At 61.1% G+C, this 22,016-nt stretch carries 18 protein-coding genes and 1 pseudogene; 3 read left to right on the forward strand and 16 right to left on the reverse strand.

Annotated features, from left to right (window positions below; genetic code table 11):
• Window positions 1–126 precede the first annotated feature (126 nt).
• Complete coding sequence (locus D1Y85_RS09575) at window positions 127–2,499, forward strand: tetratricopeptide repeat protein (RefSeq protein WP_124150818.1); 2,373 nt, start codon at window positions 127–129, stop codon at window positions 2,497–2,499.
• 121 nt (window positions 2,500–2,620) lie between these two features.
• On the opposite strand, the gene D1Y85_RS09580 is transcribed toward D1Y85_RS09575, so the two are convergent.
• The 4 genes from D1Y85_RS09580 to D1Y85_RS09595 are packed head-to-tail and all read right to left on the reverse strand — an operon-like array spanning window position 2,621 to window position 7,377.
• Window positions 2,621–3,613, reverse strand: coding sequence for an ABC transporter permease (locus tag D1Y85_RS09580; RefSeq protein ID WP_124150819.1), 993 nt, complete (start codon window positions 3,611–3,613; stop codon window positions 2,621–2,623).
• Window positions 3,614–3,618: 5 nt separating this feature from the next.
• The gene (locus D1Y85_RS09585) at window positions 3,619–4,614 is read right to left on the reverse strand and encodes an ABC transporter permease (RefSeq protein WP_124150820.1); all 996 of its coding nucleotides are present in this window, start codon (window positions 4,612–4,614) and stop codon (window positions 3,619–3,621) included.
• 39 nt (window positions 4,615–4,653) lie between these two features.
• Complete coding sequence (locus tag D1Y85_RS09590) at window positions 4,654–6,189, reverse strand: sugar ABC transporter ATP-binding protein (protein WP_124150821.1); 1,536 nt, start codon at window positions 6,187–6,189, stop codon at window positions 4,654–4,656.
• 57 nt (window positions 6,190–6,246) lie between these two features.
• A complete protein-coding gene (locus D1Y85_RS09595; RefSeq protein WP_124150822.1) occupies window positions 6,247–7,377 on the reverse strand; it encodes a substrate-binding domain-containing protein in 1,131 nt (376 codons plus the stop codon).
• Window positions 7,378–7,772: 395 nt separating this feature from the next.
• On the opposite strand from D1Y85_RS09595, the gene D1Y85_RS09600 reads away from it, so the two are divergent.
• Together D1Y85_RS09600 and D1Y85_RS27500 are read left to right on the forward strand one after the other, a co-directional pair.
• On the forward strand, window positions 7,773–8,297 hold the full coding sequence (locus tag D1Y85_RS09600) for a cytochrome b (RefSeq protein WP_124150823.1): 525 nt from the start codon (window positions 7,773–7,775) through the stop codon (window positions 8,295–8,297).
• Window positions 8,298–8,405: 108 nt separating this feature from the next.
• Window positions 8,406–8,570, forward strand: a pseudogene (locus tag D1Y85_RS27500) (cytochrome b); the annotation flags it as partial.
• 155 nt (window positions 8,571–8,725) lie between these two features.
• Here the strand turns inward: D1Y85_RS27500 and D1Y85_RS09610 are convergent.
• From D1Y85_RS09610 to D1Y85_RS09665, 12 genes are all read right to left on the reverse strand, one after another.
• Complete coding sequence (locus D1Y85_RS09610; RefSeq protein WP_124150824.1) at window positions 8,726–10,021, reverse strand: O-acetylhomoserine aminocarboxypropyltransferase/cysteine synthase family protein; 1,296 nt, start codon at window positions 10,019–10,021, stop codon at window positions 8,726–8,728.
• A gap of 27 nt (window positions 10,022–10,048) precedes the next feature.
• On the reverse strand, window positions 10,049–10,240 hold the full coding sequence (locus D1Y85_RS09615; RefSeq protein ID WP_124150825.1) for a hypothetical protein: 192 nt from the start codon (window positions 10,238–10,240) through the stop codon (window positions 10,049–10,051).
• Between the two features lie 138 nt (window positions 10,241–10,378).
• The gene (locus tag D1Y85_RS09620; protein WP_124151041.1) at window positions 10,379–11,359 is read right to left on the reverse strand and encodes a sulfonate ABC transporter substrate-binding protein; all 981 of its coding nucleotides are present in this window, start codon (window positions 11,357–11,359) and stop codon (window positions 10,379–10,381) included.
• Between the two features lie 79 nt (window positions 11,360–11,438).
• Window positions 11,439–12,032 (reverse strand): NADPH-dependent FMN reductase, encoded by a 594-nt coding sequence (gene ssuE, locus D1Y85_RS09625; RefSeq protein ID WP_124150826.1) that lies wholly within the window; start codon window positions 12,030–12,032, stop codon window positions 11,439–11,441.
• Between the two features lie 105 nt (window positions 12,033–12,137).
• Entirely contained in the window at window positions 12,138–13,022 is an 885-nt protein-coding gene (locus D1Y85_RS09630; protein ID WP_124150827.1) for an ATP-binding cassette domain-containing protein, read from the reverse strand.
• The gene (gene ssuC / locus D1Y85_RS09635; protein ID WP_124150828.1) at window positions 13,019–13,843 is read right to left on the reverse strand and encodes an aliphatic sulfonate ABC transporter permease SsuC; all 825 of its coding nucleotides are present in this window, start codon (window positions 13,841–13,843) and stop codon (window positions 13,019–13,021) included. Before ssuC ends, D1Y85_RS09630 begins: the two co-directional genes overlap by 4 nt.
• A 10-nt stretch (window positions 13,844–13,853) precedes the next feature.
• Window positions 13,854–15,014 carry an FMNH2-dependent alkanesulfonate monooxygenase gene (ssuD, locus tag D1Y85_RS09640; protein ID WP_124150829.1) on the reverse strand — a complete coding sequence of 387 codons (1,161 nt, stop codon included), beginning with the start codon at window positions 15,012–15,014 and terminating at the stop codon, window positions 13,854–13,856.
• A gap of 436 nt (window positions 15,015–15,450) precedes the next feature.
• Window positions 15,451–16,302 carry a carbohydrate ABC transporter permease gene (locus D1Y85_RS09645; RefSeq protein ID WP_124150830.1) on the reverse strand — a complete coding sequence of 284 codons (852 nt, stop codon included), beginning with the start codon at window positions 16,300–16,302 and terminating at the stop codon, window positions 15,451–15,453.
• 10 nt (window positions 16,303–16,312) lie between these two features.
• A complete protein-coding gene (locus tag D1Y85_RS09650) occupies window positions 16,313–17,296 on the reverse strand; it encodes a carbohydrate ABC transporter permease (RefSeq protein ID WP_124150831.1) in 984 nt (327 codons plus the stop codon).
• A gap of 57 nt (window positions 17,297–17,353) precedes the next feature.
• On the reverse strand, window positions 17,354–18,607 hold the full coding sequence (locus D1Y85_RS09655) for an ABC transporter substrate-binding protein (RefSeq protein WP_124150832.1): 1,254 nt from the start codon (window positions 18,605–18,607) through the stop codon (window positions 17,354–17,356).
• A 58-nt stretch (window positions 18,608–18,665) separates the two neighbouring features.
• The gene (locus tag D1Y85_RS09660; RefSeq protein WP_124150833.1) at window positions 18,666–20,672 is read right to left on the reverse strand and encodes a beta-galactosidase; all 2,007 of its coding nucleotides are present in this window, start codon (window positions 20,670–20,672) and stop codon (window positions 18,666–18,668) included.
• A gap of 23 nt (window positions 20,673–20,695) precedes the next feature.
• Window positions 20,696–21,859, reverse strand: a complete 1,164-nt coding sequence (locus D1Y85_RS09665) for an ABC transporter ATP-binding protein (RefSeq protein WP_124150834.1) — start codon at window positions 21,857–21,859, stop codon at window positions 20,696–20,698.
• Between the last annotated feature and the right edge of the window lie 157 nt (window positions 21,860–22,016).

Below are 22,016 nucleotides of genomic sequence, written 5' to 3' on the forward strand. Positions count from 1 at the left end.
TCGTCTGATGGAGCGAACAGCGGTCGCCGGATAAATTATCCGGGATGCAATAGCCCAGATTCACGCGGAGAGCAAGGAAAACTAGTCACTCTTAGTGAAGTGAGCTTATCGTAAGGTAAATTAATAATGTATCTGGAATTTATTGAGCAGTTAGGCCCGCTTTTTCCGGGCCGGCAGTTGGATAACTCAGAGCTACGTTTGATCGAATTAGCATTACAGACGGAGAGCGATGCAAGAAAATCCAATGTTGAGTTCTTGATGGCTCTCTATGCGTATGGTCAAAACAAGGATGATAAGGCGCAGCGGATTTTCCGGCTGGTTGCGGATTCGAGTGTAGCTTCGCATGAGCGGTACCTTTCATTAGTCAATGCTGGAGCGGCCCTGGTCAACCAGCAACGATACGATGAAGCCATCTCCTGCTACGAGGAAGCGATCCATGGGATTGATTCCTCTGAATACGAATTTGATGACCTGATTATTCGGGCATGGATCGACAAGGGAGATGCGTTCGGCGCCCAGGGAAAGATCGAAAAAGAAATTGATTGTCTGGACAGAATTATTGGCCGCTTCGGTGCCGTTGGCGATGACCGTTTCGAGGGCACCATCGCACAGGTTATGTCGCGGAAACTGGATCGGTTATCCAGTTTGGGGCGCGACGGGCGGATACTCGAATGCATCGACAGCCTGGTCAAGCGTTACGCGAGTTCGGACACGATCATATGCCGTGTGGAAGTTGCCAGAGCGTGGCGACGGAAGTGCTTCCTGCAGTGGAGCGAGAGTCCTGATCAGGCGCTGGCGTCCTGTGAGGCCCTGATCCAGCGGGAAGGAAGCGCTCAGGAACCTGAATTACGCTGGCTGGTTGCGCGCGCGTACTACGTAAGGGCAAGGCTGCTTTGGCAATTGCAGGGCCCAGATGTGGCAGAGGTGTCGCTGGATGAGTTGATCGCACAGTGTGGAGCTGACCCTGAGGGGCGCCTGGATGACGTCTTGCTGGATGCCCTGGAGACAAAAACCCAATTGCTGCTGGAAGATCACCGTGATGAGCAGGCGGTCGCTTGCCGCGATCAGATCGTCCGTCGGTATGCCCGCAGCAGGGACCAGCAGGTTCGCTGGAGTGCGGCCAATAGTCTGTCGAACATTGCTGCATGGGCTGAGCGTTTCGCCAGCAATCCAGAACAGGTTTTAGCTTGCCGGCGTGAACTGTTCGCGCAGTTTGGAGCCGATGAGTCGGCATCTATTCGAGCTGTAGCAGCCTGCGGGGTGGTTAATAACGGCATCCTGCTAGGTCAACTTGGGCGGCTGGAAGAGGCGATTGCAAGCCATGCCCTCGTCATCGAACAGTTCGGGGCGGCGCCGGAAGCACCGTTACAGATAGAAGTGGCGCGCGCACTGCTCGACACGGGATTCTGGTTAGGTCATCTCGACCGCCATGAAGAGGAGCTTCGCTATTTTGAGGAAGTGCTGCGTCGATATGGCGAGAGTTCTAATCCGGCACTGCGGGAACGGGCCGCCAAGGCGTTACGCAACAAGGGGGCCGAACTTGGCAAGCGGCAACGCGGCAGCGAAGAGCTGACGTGCTATGACGAACTGATTCAGCGTTATGCCGATGCGCCGGAGCCTGCGATTCGCGAGCAGGTCGCGACAGCGTTGCGCTACAAGGGGGATAAACTTGATAATCAGCAACGCAGCAGTGAAGGCCTCGAGTGCTATGACGAGCTGATCCAGCGTTACGGCGATGCGCCAGAGCCTGCGATTCAAGAGCAGGTTGCGGCGGCGCTGCGCAACAAGGGGAATGCTCTTGGCAGGCAAACGCGCAGCAGCGAAGCGCTGGCGTGCTATGACGAGCTGATCCGGCGTTACGGCGATGCACCGGAGCCTGCGATTCGCGAGCAGGTCGCGGCGGCATTGCGCAACAAGGGGGATGAACTAGCCAATCAGAAACGCAGCAGCGAAGAACTGGCGTGCTATGACGAGTTGATCCGGCGTTACGGCGACGCACCGGAGCCCGCCATTCGCGAGCGGGTTGCGATAGCATTGCGCAACAAGGGGGTTGAACTTGGCAATCAGAAACGCAGCAGCGAAGCGCTGGCGTGCTATGACGAACTGATTCAGCGTTATGCCGATGCGCCGGAGCCTGCGATTCGCGAGCAGGTCGCGGTGGCGTTGCGCAACAAGGGGGTTGAACTTGCCAATCAGAAACGCAGCAGCGAAGCGCTGGCGTGCTATGACGAACTGATCCGGCGCTATGGCGACGCGCCAGAGCCTGCCATTCGCGAGCAGGTCGCGGCGGCGTTGCGCAACAAGGGGGTTGAACTTGGCAAGCAGAAACGCAGCAGCGAAGCGCTGGCGTGCTATGACGAGTTGATCCGGTGTTATGGCGATGCGACAGAGTCCGCTATTCGTGAGCACGTCACTGAGGCTAGCAAGCAGGTCGCGCTGGCGCGGAAGAAAAGGAGTTCGCTGGTCACAAGATTGTGGAATTTCGTGCGGAACCGCTGAATCGGCGGGTCACGAACTGCTCCAGATCGAGTGCAGCGATTCCATCGTTTGGACGTGATTTTTTTGGCCGGCAGAACACATTAGCGGCCGCTGCGCGCAGCTTTCACTGCCAGTGGACCGCTCAGCGAATCACTCTTTCCCGCCCATACAGCATCATCATCACGATGATCACGAGCCCGAAAACGACCTGGCGGAAGACATCGGCTGGCAGTTTGATGCCGATTTGCACGAAATAGTCCTGCGGCTGCAGTACGGAAAGAATCGACTGCAAAAGCGTGATCAGGATGACGCCCGCAATGGTGCCGAGGTAGGTGCCGCGGCCGCCGAGCACATTCGTGCCGCCGAGCACGATTGCGGCAATCGTCGGCAGCAGGTACGGGTCGCCCATCGCCTGGTATGAGCGGTTCGCCCAACCGGCCAGCAGCACACCGCCGGCCGCAGCGCAGGCGCCGGACAGTGCGAAGGCGATCAGGATGACGCGTCGGGTGTCGACGCCGGAGAGAAACACCGCCCGTTCGCGATTGCCGATTGCGTAGATTTGCCGACCGAGACGGGTGCGCGTCAGCATGTAGACCGCGACCACCCCGACGGCGATCCACACGAGCAGCGGGTTGGGGACGCCCGGGATCAACTGGCCGCCAGCGACGGCGATCATGAGGCCGGTGGCCCGATCCTGTGGTGCAAAGCCGCCGGTGTGATAGACCATGAGGCCCTGGGCGACGGCATTCATGCCGAGCGTGAATATCATCGATGGCGCGCGCAGCCAGGCAACGCCCAGGCCGTTCACCAAACCAATCAGGAATCCGCAGAAAATACCGAACGGAATGGCAAGCGGTACGCCGAGGCCGGGCCCAAGGATCCCCGACGCTCCGGTGGCCATCATGCCGCCCATGGCGATTGTCCAGGGAATCGACAGGTCGATTTGCCCCATCAGGATCACGATCATTTCCCCCGTCGCGATCGTGCCGAGGAAAGAGGCGACCTGAAGCTGCTGAACGAGGTATCCGATCGACAGGAAGCCCGGCTTGGCGGCTGCGCCCAGAAAGAGCAGCAGCACGATGCACGCGAAGGCGGTTAGTGTCGCGGTGTCGATCTTGGGCAGGGAGCGAAGCATGTGGCCTACCGATAGAGGTCCAGCTTGTTGCGCACGCGCAAGAGGCGCAGCGAGCCGAGGCTGACGGCAAACAGCAGCACGACGCCGACGAACAGCGGTTGCAGTACCGGGTTGATATTGAAGACGATGAGCAGATCGCCTACCGTGCGCATCACGAACGCTCCCAAGACGGAGCCGACCGCGCCGCCGGAGCCGCCAAAGAGCGAAGTGCCGCCGATCACGAGCGCGGCGATCGAGTTCAGTGTGTAGTCGCCGCCGAGCGCGGCGCGTGCCTCACCGGAATAGGTAATGCAGGTCAGCAGGAGTCCGCCCAACGCCGCGAAGAGCCCAGCGAGCGTGTAGGCCCAAAGCTTCGCCCGCGCGATTGGGACGCCCGACATGTACGCCGCCTGCTCCGACGAACCCACTGCATACGCAGCCCGCCCGAGCGAGGAATGCCGGTAGGGCATCCAGACGAAGACGATCGCCGCCAGGATCAACAGCACGGACGAGGGCACGCCCCAGGTCGAGCGCGTCATCAAGTCGGCGAAGTCGCCGTTGATATCGCCACCGGGTTGTGGCCGCAAGGCGAGGGCGATGCCGAAATAGATCGCGCTGGTCGCGAGCGTGGCGATCAGCGGTTGCAGCCGGCCATAGACGACGATCAGTCCGTTCACCAGCCCGCAGCCGAGACCTGCCGCGAGTACGCCCACGATTCCCAGCGCGGTTGTGCCCGCACCGCCGACGACGATCGTCGACGCGAGGCAATTGGTCAGCATGAAAGTCATGCCGACGGAAAGATCGAGGCCGCCGGTCAGCACGGGCAGCGTCTGGGCCATGGCGACAAGGGCCAGCAGCGCACCCTTGTTCGCAGCCGTGTTGATGACATCGGAGTTTAGCCCCATCGGCTGCGCCGCCCCGTAGACGCCGAACATCACGGCAAAGATGGCGGCGGCGGCAAGCGCCCCGCGTTGCGCGGCAATCCAGTAGCGCCAGTCAGCATCGTGCCGGCTGCCTTTCATCAGGCTCTCGTTCGCGCTCATCCGGCTACCTCAGGAAGGTTAATGGAGCGAGTTCGCGGCCGACGTCAAGTTCAGCGCCGCACCGATGAGGTTGTGCTCGGTCAGATCGGTACCCTGCAGCACCCGCGTGATGGTGCCGTCGTAGAAGACGGCGACGCGGTTGCAGCAGCCGATCAGCTCGTCGTAATCGGTCGAGTAGAACAGTATCGCCGTCCCTTGCTCCGCGAGCCGCCGCAGCAACTGATAGATTTCCTGCTTCGTGCCGACGTCGATCCCTCTGGTCGGATCGTTAAGGAGTACGATGCGAGGCTTCGTCATCAGCCATTTGCCGATCACCACCTTCTGCTGATTGCCGCCGGAAAGCGCGGCCACGGGGCCATCGAGCCCGTCCGACTTGATCGCAAGCTGTCGTACTACCGCGTCGATCAATTGGGCTTCGGCTTTGTGGTCGATCCGGCCAAAATGACTCACTGCATCGAGCGCCGCGAAGCTAAGGTTTTCGCGCACCGTCATCGGCAGCATCAAACCTTCGTTCTTTCGATCCTCCGGAATCAGGGCGAGCCCGAACTCGGGCGACTTTGCGCGACGCGGGCTCGCGATTTTCACCGGCTTGCCGTCCAGTTCGATTTCGCCACCGACTCCGATCAGCACGCCGAAGAGCGCCAGCAGAAACTGCCGCTGGCCCTGGCCGTCAAGTCCGCCGAGTCCGACCACTTCGCCCGCCTGCACGTCGAGTGAAACGTCCTTTAGCTCCGAGGTCCATGAGAGACCGCGGACCGCAAGGGCGGGTTTTCCGTCACGCTTCGTCGGGCCAAGCGGCGGAAAGGCGCTTGAATATTCGCGGCCGATCATCATCTCGACGATCGCATCGTCGGACCGGGTTCCGGCGGCAAAAGTCTCGACGTAGCGGCCGTTGCGGAAAACGGTGCATTCGTCGGCAAGCTCGGCGATCTCATGCATCCGGTGGGAAATGTAGATGATTGCCAGCCCTTCTGTTCTCAGGCGCTTCAGGAGCGTGAAGACCTTGCCCACGTCGGCCGCAGTCAGGGCGGAGGTTGCCTCGTCGAGGATCAGGACCCTGGGTCGCCGCGCGAGCGCCTTGGCGATTTCGACCATCTGCTGGCGCGATAGAGGCAGGCTGCCGAGCGGGGCTGCGGGATGAATGTCCTCTCCGCCGATCAGGGCCAGCATGGCTTCCGCTCGCCGTCGCTCGGCAGCCCGGTCGATCATTCCGAACCGGCGCGGCCGGTCGGCGATGCAGATGTTGTCCGCGACGGTGAGATCGGGCAGCAGCGAAAGCTCCTGGAAAATGCAGGATATCCCCGCATCCGCTGCCGCTTTGGGAGTGGCGAAGCTGACCTCTGCGCCGCCGAGATAGATGCGGCCGCGGTCGGGTTGCACCACGCCGGACAGGATCTTGATGAAGGTGGACTTGCCAGCCCCGTTTTCGCCGAGAAGCGCGTGGATCGAGCCTGCACGGCAAGCGAATTGCACGTCCTCCAGCGCCCGAACGCCGCCATAGTGCCTGGTAATACCCTCTACGCGCAGCAGCGATCCCGGCGATCCCTCGGCCATCTCTGTGTGCCTCCTTCCTGCCCGGCGCGGCGGCGGATCTCGCCGCCGTTCTCCAGTTCAGTTGTTCGTACCGGACTGGGCTGCGATTTCCTCGGCCGAGAAACCGATGTTGCAACTCGGGAAGTTATTGCCGGCGAAGAAGCTGCCCGGCAGATTCGGGAAAACGTTCTTGCCCGGTGTAAATGGCGAAAAATCGACCGACGTGGGCAGCGCGATGGTTTGCGGAATCACGTTGCCCTGCAGCGCCGAGATAGCCGTCTTGATGGCCACCGCGCTCTGCGCCGGGCCGGTGCCGCCCGACTGGCAAGTCAGGTTGGCTTTATTGCAGAGCAGGCGATAGGCGTTTTCCGTTTCACCCGAAATCGGCGCCTTGAATTTGCCGGCATCGAGCATCGCCTGAACTGCGCCCTGCGTGCCGCCCTGGACGTAGAGGCCGTCGAACATGCCCCCCGCGGAGATGGCGTCGGCGGTTGCTTTTTGCGCGTCGCCCGGCGCCCAGTTGCCGATCACGTCGACCACTTTCACCGTACGGCCCGACTTGTTGAGCACTTGATGAAAGCCGTCGTTGCGCGCGAGGTCCACCGGCTGGCCGGACGGGCCGCGAACGTGCAGGAAGGTGAGATCGCCCGAGGGTTTGGCTTGCTTCAGCAGGAAATTCGCCGCCATCTCGCCGAGGCCGAGTTGATTGACGTTGACCGAAATCTGCGCGGGGTCGTCGATTACGTTGTCGAACGATACGACGACCACGCCCTTTTCATTGGCCTTACGCACCACGCTTTTAAAGGCCGCGGAATTGTTGGCGTCGACAATGATCGTGTCGAAGCCCTGATCGATGAAATTGTTGGCGGCGGCAATCTGCGCGGCAACGTCCTGCCCGACCGAGACGACCTTGAATTCCTTGACGTCCTTCTGGACCGCGGGCTGGGCCACGTAGGCTTTGGCGACGCGGATCATCTGGACGCGCCAGTCGTTGGCGATGAATCCGTTGACCAGAGCGATCCGGTAGGGACCATGTTTTGCCGGCCACTGGAAGAATTTCGTGCTGGCCGATTCAGGTTTGAAGCAGGCGGGATCCGCGCCCGGTCCGCTTACCACCTTCGGACCCGCCGCAAGAGCCTGCGTCGACAACGCGACCGTCATCAGCATGCCAATTGCCGTGGGATACAGAGCTTTCTGCAGACTTTTCATGTGTCTCCCCCATCGACCAGGTGCGAGCGACCTGATCCAGAAAGGCTAGGTGATGGGGAATCGGCCTGTCAAGTAATAGGGCACTACGATCCAATTAATGGGACGCGATCGTTGTCGATGTGTGCTTTCTGCATCCCGCTGCAGTGTTGCATGTCGTCGGGCTGGGCGTAGACGTGGTGCGATTGCTTGCGGTTTCGCTCGCAGGGCGTTTTCCATCTTCGTGCTCATCGTCGTTCCGTCCTTTATGACGTGAGCAGGAGTTACCGGATTATTACAAATATCGATAGCGGAGTGCAATCATCTGAATCTGCGACACCATTGATGCTGCACCCGCAGAAATGCTACGCGGCTACGACTCCGAATTTCGAACCATTTCTCTTTGAAATTTAATACTCATGCTTACTAACCGTCACATCCCGCGTTACGATCGTTTTACTCGCTACCTTCATTGGGCGGTCGCGACAGGTATTATATATGCATCCATCGTTGGCTATAGCTTGAACTATATTTCTTCGCCAGGCGTGCACAATTTTTTCTCTGTACTGAACATGTCTTTGGCGACAGTGGTTACGGTGCTGATGTGCGGCCGATTCGTCTGGCGCTTTTTCAGGCCTTCCATCAACAAGCCAGGCCAGGTGCCTGCAAAAAGAAACAGTGCGGCGAATTTCGCGCATGAAGTATTCTACATCATTATTTTCACGGTTCTAATTAGTGGATTTTTGATGTTGAAGCACGGCTACAATTTCTTCGGGTTGTTTTACGTGCCTCGGCCGATTGCGGTTAATGACGTTAATGACTTCTTTTTCAAAATACATCGCTACAGTACCGCAACCCTTGTAATAATGCTTTTCTTGCATGTGTTGGCGGTGGTGAAGTGTCACATCATTGATCGCCATCCCATCATTTCGCGAATGATATAAAGAATGTCGCTCGTAGTCGTGTTGCTCCTCGGCGGTATCATGCCGCCGATAACGCAATTGCCTGTTCGTTGAACAAGACGACAACAATCAAAAACGTAAAGAGGCCTCACTCTGCCGAACGATTCGGTAAGCTCCGTCATCGACACGCACAAGTCGATTGGCATCACGGCGCCAAGGCTCGCGCTGCTGCGCGTGCTGTAGCGCATATCGCACCGGCCGCCGCCGTTGCCGCGCGAGTTTCCGGTGTGGGAGCAGATGTTCGCGCACGCCGCGCGTTGCGCTATCCCTCGCCCGACCACGTACAGGGGCGGGCGAGGGCGAAAGCCTATGCGTTACGTAGCGGCTCTCGCTGCGCGTTGTTTGCGAATGCACTGCCTGGGTGCACTGTCATGCCGGCAAGACGGCGCGAATTGGTCCGGTTAACTTCGTCAGGCGCGAGCCAGCGCCTGATCGAGGTCCGCGAGCAGATCGTCGATATGCTCGATGCCGATCGACAGGCGCACGGTTTCTTCACTCACGCCAGCCTTGCGCAATTCTTCGGGCGAAAGTTGCCGGTGCGTGGTCGAGGCGGGGTGCGTGGCGAGCGACTTCGCATCGCCGATATTGACGAGCCGGGTGAAGAGCTGCAGCGCGTCCTGGAACGCTGCGCCGGCTGCAAGGCCACCCTTGAGCCCAAAGGTAAGAAGACCGGGGCCGCGTCCCCCGAGATAGCGCTGCACGAGCGCGTGATCGGGATGGTCCGGCAGTCCTGCATAGTTCACCCATTCGACGCGCGAGTGACCTTTGAGGAACTTCGCGACCCGAAGCGCGTTATCCGTGATGCGCTCCATGCGCAGCGCCAGCGTTTCGATACCCTGCAGGATCTGGAATGCGTTGAACGGAGAAATCGCTGCGCCTGTGTTGCGCAGCGGTACGACGCGCGCGCGGCCGATATACGCAGCCGGCCCGAATGCCTCCGTGTAGACGACGCCGTGATAGCTCACGTCCGGCTCGTTGAGCCGCTTGAAGCGCCGCTTGTGCTCTGCCCAGGGGAATTTGCCCGAATCGACGATCGCGCCGCCGAGGCTCGTGCCGTGGCCGCCCAGATACTTCGTCAGCGAGTGCACGACGATGTCCGCACCGTGCTCGAATGGGCGCAGCAGGTAAGGCGAGGGCACCGTATTGTCGACGATAAGGGGAATGCCGTGACGATGAGCGATTTCCGCGAGCCGCGCGATGTCGGTAATGTTGCCAAGGGGATTGCCGACGGACTCCGCGAAGATCGCCTTTGTGTTGGCGTCGATGAGCGGCTCGAACGACTCGGGCTTGCGCGGGTCCGCAAAGCGCGTGGTGATGCCGGAGAGTGGCAGCGTATGCGCCAACAGATTGAACGTACCGCCGTAAAGCGCGCTGGCAGCGACGATATTGTCGCCGGCTTCCGCGATGGTCTGGATCGCATAGGTGACCGCCGCCTGGCCCGAAGCAAGCGCGAGCGCTGCCACGCCGCCCTCGAGCGCCGCGACGCGCTGTTCGAGTACATCCTGCGTCGGGTTCATGATGCGCGTGTAGATGTTCCCCGGGACCTTGAGATCGAACAGATCGGCGCCGTGCTGAGTATCGTCGAAGGCATAGGCCACCGTCTGATAGATCGGTACCGCAACGGCGCGCGTGGTCGGGTCGGGCCGATAGCCACCGTGTACGGCGAGCGTTTCGAGTCGCCAATCAGGTTTTTTTTGTTCTGTCATGTCAACACTCCAAAAGAAAAACGGAATTTACTGCAAATCGGAAAATGCGCTGAGGGTCCGGCTCACCAGGAGAGCGATTGGCAACAGGAAAGCGTTGGTTTCGAAAAGCGCGATGCGCAGCCGTTTGCGAAACGCAAAGTTCAGTGTGCCTTCGCTTCGTTTGTACGTGTTTGTTTTATCGGCGCGCCAAAACGTTTGCGGTTGCATAACGCGGGGCATTCGTTCTCGATTGATCGTTGTGCGCGCCATTAAAACATCGGGCGACGCTGTGTCGCCCGATGATCTCTGATCTGGTGGCTGAATATAGCACCACGAACGCGAATTTCTCCGCCAATTATGACGCGATGTCGATACAACTCAAGGCGCGGGACGCCAGACCGCCGACGCCACGTCGATCTGCTTCGGAATCAGCTTGAGACGGAAGAACGTATCGGCAATGCGCTGCTGGCTGCTCACAACGTCGGCATCGAGCAACTTGACGCCATACGTCGAGTGACCCAGTGAGCGTTCGGCAACCTCAACAGGCAAGCCCGTTTGCGACGCGAAAATCTGTGCCGCCTCCTTCTCATGCTGACCAATCCACAGGCTTTCGTTATTCGCTTGCGCCAGCACGAATTTCAAAGTGTCGGGGTGTGCTTGCGCGAAGCTGCGCGACGCGATGTAAAACTGGTGATTGTTCGCCACGCCACGCGCATCGGCGAGAACGCGCGCGTCGAGCTGGGCGACGGCGGCCGTTGCATACGGATCCCAGATCACCCATGCATCGACATTGCCGCTTTGGAACGCCGCGTAAGCATCGGACGGTTTCAGGTAAGAGACATTGATGTCGTCGTAGCTCAAATGCGCCTGCGCAAGCAATTGGACCAGCAGGTAATGCACGTTCGAGCCGCGGTTGAGCACAACGCGCTTTCCCTTGAGATCGGCAAGGGTCTTGATGGGCGAGGATTTCGGCACGAGCAGTGCTTCCGCCGCCGGTGCGGGCGGTTGGACGCCTGCGTAGAGCAGATTCGCATTGGCGACCTGGGCGAACACCGGCGGTGTTTCCCCAACGGCACCTAGATCGATCGCACCGACGTTGAGCCCCTCGAGCATTTGTGGTCCGGCCGGGAATTCAATCCATTGGACCGATATGCCTTGCTGTTTCAGCGTGTTTTCGAATGTACCTTTTGCCTTTATCACCGCGAGGTCACTGCCTTTTTGCCAGCCGATCCGGATTTCGGTGGCGGCCGCGCGCGCGGATGTCTGGAAGACGGTGAACAGCAGGGCTGCCAGGACGGCAAACAGGAATGTCGCCGTATGGCGCTTCAATTGAGTGATTGTCGAAAGAGAGGTGGTCATCGGGGAGACTCTGGAGCAAGAGGGGCGATGCAGGTTCGTTTCGTTGCGCAGGTAACGAAACGGTCGCGGCGATGCGGGTTCAGGCTGCGACTCGCGCAGCGGGTTCGACACACATGCCGGTTGCCGCGGTATAGGAACGCGCGTATAGGCGTTCGACCAGTGTGCCGATTTGCTGCGAGGCGCCGTGCACGCGCGCACGCAATGGTTCGTCGAGTGTGACGTCACCGTCCGCGTTCCATACGATGTCCCGGTCAAGTGCGTACACCGAGGGGAGAACGATATCGGCTCCCAATGACTGGAGGACGGGCCTCAACGCGTAGTCCAGCGCGAGCAGGTGGGCCTCGCTGCCCCCTGTGGCGATCGGGAGGACGATTTTTCCGTCGAGACCACGTTGCGGCAGCAGATCGAGAAAAATTTTCAATAAACCGCTGTACGCGGCCTTGTATATCGGCGTGCCGACAATCACAACGCTGGCTTTGTCGATGTTCGCGAGGGCCCGCGCGATTTCTGGTGCCGTGACATCGGCGCGGACTACGGCGTCGCCGGGAAGCGAGGAAAGCGATAGCAGTCTCGTTTCCCTACCGTCGTGTTCTAGTAGCGAGAGCAGATGCGATAGCAGTCGTTGCGTTCTTGACGTGGACGATGGGCTACCTGAAATGGCGATAATTGTCATGACGTTCGGCGAATTAGATCAGTAATTCATAGTGTCGCCTTAGTGGGGACGGCTAGACAACGTAGAATTTCTGCGTTCGATATGAGCGAATCCTGAAACCGCGACTCAAGCTGCGCGCGAAGATGCTGGCGTTAGAAACTGAAGCGACGGATTCGCCGCACGATCGCGCTTGAGTACTTGAGAAAGAACCCAGTCTTCCAGTTCGGCAAACTGTGACGCACCTCTCAGTCGAGGGCGGTCGAGCCTGACTTCCTGATCGATCGTGACTCTGCCGGAATCCAGCATCAAGATGCGGTCCCCGAGTGCAATGGCCTCTTGCACATCGTGCGTCACGATCAGTGCGGTGAAACGGTACGTTTCCCAAAGCCGCTCGATCAGTGCATGCATTTCGATGCGGGTCAACGCGTCGAGGGCGCCGAGCGGTTCGTCGAGCAGCAGAAGTTGCGGCCGGTGCACCAACGCCCGCGCCAGCGCCACCCGCTGTCGTTGGCCGCCCGATAGACGGGCCGGCCAGTCGTTCTCGCGCGCCAGCAGACCAACCTCGTCGAGTACCGTACGCGCTTCGTCGCGTGCCGATGTGCCGAGTCCGAGCATGACGTTTTGCAGCACCGTTTTCCACGGCAAGAGGCGGGCTTCCTGATACATGATTCGGGTGTCGAGCGCGCCGCCAGCGCCGTTTTCGTTGACGAGCGTACCCGACGTCGGCGTCTCGAGTCCGGCGATGAGTCGCAGCAGTGTGGACTTGCCGCAACCGCTGCGGCCGACGATCGAGACGAAGCTGCCGCGCTCGATGGCCAGATTCAGATCATCGAGCACGACGCGTTCGCCGTACTGTTTTCCGACGGCGCGTAGCGTCAGGGCTGTGGTGTCTTCCCGTCTGCGCTGTACTCGGGCAGAAGCCACATTCACGACTCCGCCGTTATGTTCATCCGATATCCGTTCGGATTCCAGAATGGTGTCGAGCGACGCGGTCAGTATCGTTCCTGTCATGCTTTTGCTCCGGATTGGTAGGCGGGATGCCAGCGCAGCAGCGCACGCTCCAGCGCTTTCGCGAATAAATCGGCAACCTTGCCGAGCGCGGCATAGAGCAGGATGCCGACCACCACGACGTCGGTCTGCAGGAAATCACGGGCATTCATTGTCATGTAGCCGATGCCCGCCTGTGCCGAGATCGTTTCCGCGACGATCAGCATGACCCAGGTGAGTCCGAGCGCAAAGCGCACGCCAACGAGAATCGACGGCAGGGCACCAGGCAGGATCACGTCGCGGTAGAGCGCAAATCCCCGGACGCCGTAGCTTTTCGCCATCTCCACGAGATCGGCGTCGACGGAGCGAATGCCGTGGTATGTATTGACATAGAGCGGGAAAAATACGCCGAGCGCGACGAGGAAGAGCTTCGCGGTTTCGCCGATACCAAACCACAGGATCACGAGCGGAATCATGGCGAGCGCCGGGATGTTGCGGATCATCTGAATCGTCGTATCGAGCGCGATGTCCGCGGTCTTCGACAGCCCGCTCAACAGGCCGAGCGCCAACCCGATTCCGCCGCCGATCGCAAAGCCCGTGAGTGCGCGCCACGCGCTCACCTTGACGTCGGCGACCATTTCGCCCGACTGTACGAGTGTCCATATCGCGCGGACGACTGCGAGCGGTTCGGGCAACACGCGCGCGGACAGCACGCCCGAGCGGGCCGCCAACTCCCATGCGACGAGGAACGCTGCGGGCACGATCCATGGCGCGATGGCGCGCAATAGCACCCTGCTGCGGCTGCCGGGTGTGTTGAGTCCAGCAATTAGCGGAATCGAACGCATACGGCCCCCGTTAGCTCTGGCTTGCCTGAGGCACGAACTGATTGCCGACCAGTTCGCCGAACGGACCCGACAACGGTGCGGTTCGCGCCGCCGCATCGTTGCCAATGCCGAGGCGCGGAAAGACGAGTTCCGCGAAGCGATACGATTCCTCGAGGTGCGGATAACCGGACAGGATAAACGTGTCGATGCCGAGTTCCTGGTACTCGCGCATACGCGTCGCGACCTGTTCCGCGCTGCCGACGAGGGCGGTGCCCGCGCCCCCGCGCACGAGGCCCACGCCGGCCCACAAGTTCGGATAGACCTCAAGCGTCTCGCGCGAGCCACGACGGCCGCCATGCAGCGCGGCCATCCGGCGCTGCCCCTCGGAGTCCATGTTTGCGAACGCTTGTTGCGCACGGGCAATCGTGTCGTCGTCGAGCCGGCTGATCAGGCGCTCGGCGTCCTGCCACGCTTCCTCTTCCGTTTCCCGAACGATCACGTGCAAGCGGATTCCAAACTTCAATTGGCGGCCGCGCGCCGCCGCTTGTGCTCGCACATCGGCGATTTTCTTTGCGACCGCGTCGGGCGGTTCGCCCCAGGTCAGGTACGTATCGACGTGTTCGGCCGCGATCTGATGCGCGGCAGGGGATGAGCCGCCGAACCACAACGGCGGATGCGGGCGTTGAACACTCGGATAGAGCAACTTGCCGCCCTTCGAGCTCAGATGGCGCCCCGACCAGTCCACGCTGCCGCCTTCATGCGCCGTGTCCAGCAGACCGCGCCAGATGTGGAGGAATTCGTCGGTGATTTCGTAGCGGGTGTCGTGATCGGCGAAAATTCCATCGCCCTCGAGTTCGGCGGCGTCCCCGCCTGTGACGATGTTGATCCGCAGGCGGCCGCCCGAGAGCCGGTCGAAAGTGGCCGCCATGCGAGCCGATAGGCCCGGCGACGACAGGCCAGGACGGATCGCAACGAGAAATTTCAGGCGGTGCGTCACAGGGATGAGGCTCGATGCTACGACCCACGCGTCCTCGCACGAGCGGCCTGTCGGCAGCAGCACGCCTTCGTAGCCGAGCGTGTCCGCGGCGATGGCAACCTGCCGGAAATAATCGTAGTTCGCAACGCGTGCGCCTTCGGAGGTCCCTAGATAGCGGCTGTCGCCATGCGTCGGGATAAACCAGAACACATTCATTCGTATTCCTGTGTATTGGGTTGCGAGAGATTGAATCGCGCGGAACGTGTGGGCCACGCGGAGGGCAGGTTTGCTGGATGGGATCGCCAGTCGCCTTTGTTTAGCCGCGCCTGATGCAGCGGACGTGCGGCGTAACGATCCGGCTACTCCTTTGGGAGGAGTGTAGGTGTGCAGACCGCATTTCGAAACGAAGGTTTTCTGCTTTGCTTTTCGTCGCAGCCGTGGATGCTTGACCGGATTTGGCCTGAGAAGTCGTTACGTGGCACCGCACGGGCGAGCTGGCCGGCGGACCGAACCTGCGCTGGCATCGCCGGGCCAGGATGATCGCAACCCATGAGACATCCGATGGTGGGCTTGGCGGCTCAAGACCAGCCCAGGCACGGATGCGAATCCCCGAAAGCGCTCCGCCGGGAACGCAGTACGAACGTTCGGTGCGTTACCCTTTGGTCGCACCAAACGTGAGTCCGGCAACGAAGTGCTTCTGCATCGCGAAGAACATCACGACGGACGGCAATGCAGCGAGTATCGATCCCGCCGAAACCAGATTCCACGCCGTCGTCCATTGCCCCTTGAGTGCTGCGACACCCACCGTGATGGGCGCGGCGTCGTCGCCTTGCGTGAGGCACAGGGCCCAGAAGTAGTCGTTCCACACAAACGTGAAGACGAGGATTGCGAGTGCCGCGAGCGCCGGGCGGATCAGTGGCAGCACGATCCGGAAGAACACGTGCCACTCGTTCGCGCCTTCTATGCGTGCGGCTTCGACGAGTTCGAACGGTAACTGTTTGATGAAATTACGCAGGAAGAGGGCGCAGAAGCCGGTCTGAAACGAGAGATGAAACAGGATCAGTCCGCCCACTGTGTTGTACAGCCCGAGTTGAAGCGAGAGGCTGCGCACCGGGATCATGAGGACCTGAATCGGCACGAAATTGCCCGCAACGAATGTCGCAAAGAGCGCCGTGTTGCCGGGAAAGCGGTAGATTGCGAGCGCGAAACCCGCCATGGCGGCTAGCGCGATCGAGCACACCACCGCAGGCAGCGTGATCTGCACGCTGTTCCAGAAGTAGTGAAGCATGGGCGAGGTGGTGAGCGCTTCGCGGTAGTTGTCGAAGAGCGCGAAGTGTCGCGGCCAGCCCCAATAATTGCCTTCGCTGAGTTCTTCGGACGAGCGCACGGACGTCACCATCACCGCGAGCAGTGGCAGCAGCCAGATCAGCAGCGCGATGGGCAACGTGAGCTTGTATGCGCGGCGCGATATGGGCTTCCATTTGTTGACGGGCATCGGAAACATGGTGGACTCCTTAGCGCTCGTTTCTGATGAGGTGACGCAGGTGGTAAATGATGTAGACCAGCATGATTGCGAACAGCACGACGGCAATCGCGGCCGAGTAGCCGAGCCGGTAATATTTCACGGCCTGGTCATACATGAAGTAGGCGAGCACCGTCGAACTTTCGAAGGGGCCGCCGCCCGTCATGACTGAAATGAGGTCGAAGCTTCGCAGCGCGCCGATGACCGTGACGACGACTGCCATGAACGTCGTGGGCCGCAACTGCGGGAGGATGACGTGCCACAGCATCGACCAGCCTTTCGCGCCTTCCATGCGCGCGGCTTCGATCTGCTCGCTGTTGAGGGTGGTGAGGCCAGTGAGGTAGAGGATCATGCAATACGCGGTCTGCGGCCACAGCGCGGCCAGGATGATGCCGGGCGTGGCGAGGCGCGCGTCGCCCAGCACGGGTATGCCGTGACCGAGCATCAACGCGAGCAGTCCGAACGTGGGATCGTAGAACCACGCAAAGATCAGACCGACCACGACGCCGGAGAGCACGAACGGTGCGAAGAACAGTGATTTGACGAGGCGGATGCCAGCGACCTGCTGGTTCAGATACAACGCAATGGCAAGACCCGCGGGTGGGGCGAGCAGGAATAGCACGAGCCAGATCAGGTTGTTGCGGAGCGCCGTGTAGAACGTCGGCGCGTGAAAGAGTTCGACGTAATTCGCGAGACCGACGAACGATGCCGGGCTCATGCCGTCCCAGTTGTAGAGGCTCAGGCGCAATGTCGAAAGAATGGGCCAGACCACGTAGATCGCGACCATCACGCACGCGGGCGCGAGAAACAGGAACGCGGCACGCCGCTGGCGGCGTGCGGTAGGCGTCACCCGACGACGCCTGTGGCCGCCGGGTGACGCCGCGCCTGGTGTACGGGCACGGTCGCCGGATGAGCCCGCAGGTCCGGCAGAGGGTTGCGCGGGGCCGTCGGCGCGATGGGTGGCGGAGTGAAACACGGATGCCCTCCAGGTCGAAACCGGTGGCGGCTCGCTACTTCGCGAGCCGCCGCGTACTTACTTCTTGTAGATGCGCTTACGCGTGTCTTCTAGCTGCGCGAGAATCGAATCGATTTTCGTCGGGTCGGCGACGAACTGCTGCATGCCTTTCATGCCTTCGTCGGCCATTTCCTTGGTCATATCGCGGTCGTAGAACTGCGCTATGCCGCCCCTCGTGCTCGACAGGATCTGGAATCCAATCTTCGAGATGGGGTCATCGGGCTCCGGCGACTTGCTGTTTGCCGAAAGCGAGCCGAGGCCTTTCGCGAGTTTGTCGCCGATTTCAGGCGTTTGCGTGAATGCGAGGAACGCATGCGCGGCGGCCTTGTTCTTCGCTTTCGACGGGATGTGCAGCGATTCGACCGGGCCGTCTTCGGCGGTCGGCACGTTGGGGTCGATGATCGGGAACCGGAAGAAGCCCATGACCGGCTTCATGTTCGGCGGAAAGCCGCCGGTAATGAACGTGCCCATCAGCATCATTGCGGCCTTGCCCTGGAAGAGGAACGGCTGTGCTGCGTCGAGATCGTAGGATAACGAATTATCGATGAAATAGCCGTCGTCGATCAGTTGCTTCCACGTCGTGTAGACCTTTTTCACGCGCGGGTCGGTATAGGGAACTTCGCCGGCCATCAGCTTCTGGTGAAAGGCATTTCCGTTCAGGCGCAGGTCGAGGTAATCGAACCAGCCGGCCAGGGTCCATGCGTCGCGTCCGCCCACCGCAATCGGCGTGATGCCTGCGGCCTTGAGCTTCTTGCTGGCGTCGAGGAATTCATTCCATGTCTTTGGTTCACTCGTAATGCCGGCCTTGTCGAACAGGTCCTTGCGATAGAACATTCCCCACGCGTAATACACGGTCGGCGCTGCGTACGGCTTGCCCATGTACGTCGAGGCTTCTTTCGTCGACGCATACATGCTGTCCCAGTTGTTCTTCGCCCAGTCACTGGAAAGGTCTTCGAAAAGGCCCCGCTTTGCGTAGTACGCCATGCGTTCGCCATCGTGCCAGTTCACGATGTCGGGTGGTGCGGTCGTGAGCCACGCCGGCAATTGCACCTTGTACGCTTCCTCATCGACGAAGGAGACTTTCACGTCGGTCCCCGGGTGCGCCTTCTTGAACTGGTCGATCACGTCGGTCCACACGGCGCGCTGGCTTGCGCCCTTGAATGCGATGTTCATCTCCAGCGTGTCGGCCTGCGCCTCTGTGGCGACACTGCCGGCGAGCGTGGCAGCCGCGAGCGCTACGGCGGCGAGCAGCGTACGGGGTTGAATTCTCATGCGTGTCTCCTTGGTATGCGTCGTTGTCGATGTTGCATGGGTGGGTTTGCGGGTTGGCTCAGGGTGTGTCGGTGCGATACGCCGAGACGCCCTGGGGGGCGATGGCTCGCGAGCCGATCACAAAGGCGTCGTCGGGTATCGTCGTCGCGAGCGTGTGGGTGTCGGGGCCGTAGTTGAACACCCACGTCAGGTTGCCGCGACGGCTTACGCGTACCGCGTCGCCGAGCGGCACCGGTTGGAGGCCGGCTTCACTCGCGATGCTGGCGAAGAGCGTTTCGGTCGAGTCGTCGTCGAAGAGGCTCGCGAGGTAATGGATCGTGCCGCGCTGGACCCACGCGGGATGGCGATCCGCGAATCGCGCGCGCACTTCGATGCCGTTGCGCGCGCCGCCGTCGTCGCCCAGATCGAGCAGGTCACGCCAGTGGCGTGCATGTCCGTTGCGCGCGGCAGTGTTCCCGAAGGCCGCGAACGTGACCGGTTCGGTTACGCTGGGCCGCAGAGATTCGACGCGCCAGACGCGCACGGGCAGCACCGGCGCTAGCGAGCCGGGCGGCAGCGTGGCGGGGATTCGCAAGTTGGCGTCCTTGGAACCGCTGCGCGGGCCGAGGATCACATGTGCGCCGGATTGCGCAAGACGCGCGGCAAAATCGTCTGGAACAACCGGCAGCGGCGGCACGACGATGAGACGGTAGCCGTCTAGCCGCGCGCGTGCCGAAATGATGTCGACGTCGAAACCGAGCGCGCGCAGCGCCGAGTAATACTCAAACGCGAAACGGGGATAGTGAAAATCCGCGCCTTGCGGCTGAATCTCGCAGAGCCACTTCGCTTCGTAATCGAACACGAGGGCGACGGACGTTTTCACGTTGAAATCCGCGCTGCCTTGCGCATCGAGCACGGTACGAATTTCCTTCGCGACGCGCGCCGCCTCCTCGCCGCCGATATCGAGCCGGTTGTCCGGCGTGTTGAGTCCCGCGTGCATCTGCTCCTGTGCGAACGGTGCCTGTCGCCAGCGGAAATACGATACGCAGCCCGCACCGTGCGCAAACGCCTCCCAGCTCCACAGCCGCACCATGCCCGGTAACGGCGCCGGGTTCCAGTGTGCCCAGTTCACGGGGCCGGGCTGTTGTTCCATGACCCAGAACGGCAATTTCGACATGCCGCGATAGAGGTCGTGATTGAGCGAAGCGAAATCCGGGTGCCCCGTGCGCAGATAGCGCGCCTTCACCTCCGGGGTATACCACTGCTCTTCGAGTGCACCCAGCGGGTAGCTGTCCCACGCCGCGATGTCGAGATCGGCGGCGACCTTGTAGTGATCGAACTCCGTGAAGAGTTGCATGAAATTGTGCGCGACGCTGCGCCCCGGCGAATACTTCCGGATGATGTCGACCTGCATGCGGTTATAGCGCTGCACCTCATCGGAAGCGAAACGCCGGTAGTCGAGCCGATGCGACGGGTGCGCTTCGGTGACGGTTGCAACGGGCGCGTCGATTTCGTCGAAACTGCGGTACTCCATGCTCCAGAACACCGTTCCCCAGGCGGCGTTGAGCGCTTCGATCGTGCCATAGCGACTTTTGAGCCACGTACGGAAGCGTTGCACGGCGGCGTCCGAATAGCTGAGTACCGTCTGATGACAACCGTATTCGTTGTCGGTTTGCCAGTATGCGATGGCGGGATGCTGGCCGTAGCGCGCGGCCACCGCCTCGCAGATGCGCCGCGACGCTTCGAACCAGACCGGCGAAGAAAAATCATAGTGGCGGCGCGAACCGAACGCGCGACGCCGGCCGTCCGCGCCCACGGGCAGGATCTCGGGATGACGGTCGATGAGCCACTTCGGCGGGGTGGCCGTGGGCGTGCACATCACGATTTTCAGTCCCGCCGAGGCAAGCGTGTCGATGGCGCGGTCGAGCCAGCCCCAGTCATATTCGCCGGGCGCGGGTTCGATGCGGCTCCAGGCGAATTCGGCGATCCGTACGTGCTCGATGCCGAGTGCCGCCATGCGTGTGGCGTCGTCTCGCCACATGAATTCGGGCCAGTGCTCGGGGTAGTAGCAGACTCCAAGACGCATCCGGGTGTCCTCGCGGTCGGTTGTCAGACGGGGTGTTCGATTGATTCGAGTGCGGTGATGGCGAAACCGTCGTCCCCGAACAAATGGCAAGCGGTGGCCGGAGCGCGAAACTGGGCGTTGTCACCACTTTGCAGGCGGGCGTCGCCTGGCGCCTTGGCGATGAGCACGGTGCCGTCCGGCTGGTCCAGATGCACGTAACTGTGCTCGCCGAGCGATTCGACAAGCGTGACCGTGCGCGTAAGTGTGAGCGCCGAAGGCGCGTCACGATCGAAGGTGCGCAGATCCGCAGGTTCGAGATGCTCGGGGCGCACACCGAGTGTGACAGGCGCGCCAACGGCCGTGCGCCGTCCGTCGCGTGGCAGCGTCACGGATTCCGCGCTGCCTGCGAGCGTGACCGTCACGCCGCCGGCATCGATCGACGTGACGCTCGCCGGCAGAAAATTCATGCGCGGCGAACCGATGAAGCCCGCGACAAAGCGGCTCGCGGGACGGTGGTAGAGATCGAGGGGCGCGCCGATCTGGGCGATGCTTCCATATCGTTCGGTATCCTTACCGCTGTGCAGCAAGACGATCTTGTCGGCGAGCGTCATCGCTTCGATCTGGTCGTGCGTAACGTAGACGACACTCGCGTTCGCAAATTGCTTGTGTAAACGCGCGATTTCGATGCGCGTCTGACCGCGTAGCGTCGCATCGAGATTGGAGAGGGGTTCGTCGAAGAGGAATACGCCAGGCTCTCGTACGATCGCGCGGCCGATCGCCACGCGTTGACGCTGCCCGCCGGAGAGTGCCTTTGGATAACGATCGAGCAGGGCTTCGAGTTGCAGGATGTGCGCGGCTTCGCGCACTTTGCGATCGATTGCGGCCTTCGGCGTCTTCGCGAGCTTCAGGCCGAACGCCATGTTCTCGTACACGGTCATGTGCGGGAACAGGGCGTAGCTCTGGAACACCATGGCTACGCCGCGCTGCGCGGCGCTCACGTCGTTCATGAGCTTGCCGCCGATCGAGATGTCGCCGTCCGTGACGTCCTCGAGGCCCGCGATCATCCGCAGCAGCGTGGACTTGCCGCATCCGGAGGGCCCGAGAAATACGCAGAACTCGTTCTTGCCGATCTCAAGGTTGACGTCGCGGATCACGGGCACGCTATCGCCGTAAGCCTTCTGAACGCCGCGCAACGAGATGCTCGCCATCGTTCCGTCTCCATGTTTTAATCGTCACGAAGCGGAGATTAAGCGCTTAAGCAGCGAGCCAGAAAAAATCGATCGCATGCGCGATCGCCGGCTGGCTTGTCTCCGTGAGTCGTTCTGATTGTCGTCCAATGGTGCGGTGCGCGGCTTGAACTGGCAA

Source organism: Paraburkholderia dinghuensis, from assembly GCF_003837865.1.
In the GTDB taxonomy this organism is placed as follows: Bacteria; Pseudomonadota; Gammaproteobacteria; order Burkholderiales; family Burkholderiaceae; genus Paraburkholderia; species Paraburkholderia dinghuensis.

Bases quoted from the DNA above. Each gene is read 5' to 3' on its own strand.
- D1Y85_RS09575 (WP_124150818.1), top strand. From the start codon at position 127: ATGTATCTGGAATTTATTGAGCAGTTAGGCCCGCTTTTTCCGGGCCGG.
- D1Y85_RS09580 (WP_124150819.1), bottom strand. From the start codon at position 3,613: ATGCTTCGCTCCCTGCCCAAGATCGACACCGCGACACTAACCGCCTTC.
- D1Y85_RS09585 (WP_124150820.1), bottom strand. From the start codon at position 4,614: ATGAAAGGCAGCCGGCACGATGCTGACTGGCGCTACTGGATTGCCGCG.
- D1Y85_RS09590 (WP_124150821.1), bottom strand. From the start codon at position 6,189: ATGGCCGAGGGATCGCCGGGATCGCTGCTGCGCGTAGAGGGTATTACC.
- D1Y85_RS09595 (WP_124150822.1), bottom strand. From the start codon at position 7,377: ATGAAAAGTCTGCAGAAAGCTCTGTATCCCACGGCAATTGGCATGCTG.
- D1Y85_RS09600 (WP_124150823.1), top strand. From the start codon at position 7,773: ATGCTTACTAACCGTCACATCCCGCGTTACGATCGTTTTACTCGCTAC.
- D1Y85_RS09610 (WP_124150824.1), bottom strand. From the start codon at position 10,021: ATGACAGAACAAAAAAAACCTGATTGGCGACTCGAAACGCTCGCCGTA.
- D1Y85_RS09615 (WP_124150825.1), bottom strand. From the start codon at position 10,240: ATGCCCCGCGTTATGCAACCGCAAACGTTTTGGCGCGCCGATAAAACA.
- D1Y85_RS09620 (WP_124151041.1), bottom strand. From the start codon at position 11,359: ATGACCACCTCTCTTTCGACAATCACTCAATTGAAGCGCCATACGGCG.
- ssuE (WP_124150826.1), bottom strand. From the start codon at position 12,032: ATGACAATTATCGCCATTTCAGGTAGCCCATCGTCCACGTCAAGAACG.
- D1Y85_RS09630 (WP_124150827.1), bottom strand. From the start codon at position 13,022: ATGACAGGAACGATACTGACCGCGTCGCTCGACACCATTCTGGAATCC.
- ssuC (WP_124150828.1), bottom strand. From the start codon at position 13,843: ATGCGTTCGATTCCGCTAATTGCTGGACTCAACACACCCGGCAGCCGC.
- ssuD (WP_124150829.1), bottom strand. From the start codon at position 15,014: ATGAATGTGTTCTGGTTTATCCCGACGCATGGCGACAGCCGCTATCTA.
- D1Y85_RS09645 (WP_124150830.1), bottom strand. From the start codon at position 16,302: ATGTTTCCGATGCCCGTCAACAAATGGAAGCCCATATCGCGCCGCGCA.
- D1Y85_RS09655 (WP_124150832.1), bottom strand. From the start codon at position 18,607: ATGAGAATTCAACCCCGTACGCTGCTCGCCGCCGTAGCGCTCGCGGCT.
- D1Y85_RS09660 (WP_124150833.1), bottom strand. From the start codon at position 20,672: ATGCGTCTTGGAGTCTGCTACTACCCCGAGCACTGGCCCGAATTCATG.
- D1Y85_RS09665 (WP_124150834.1), bottom strand. From the start codon at position 21,859: ATGGCGAGCATCTCGTTGCGCGGCGTTCAGAAGGCTTACGGCGATAGC.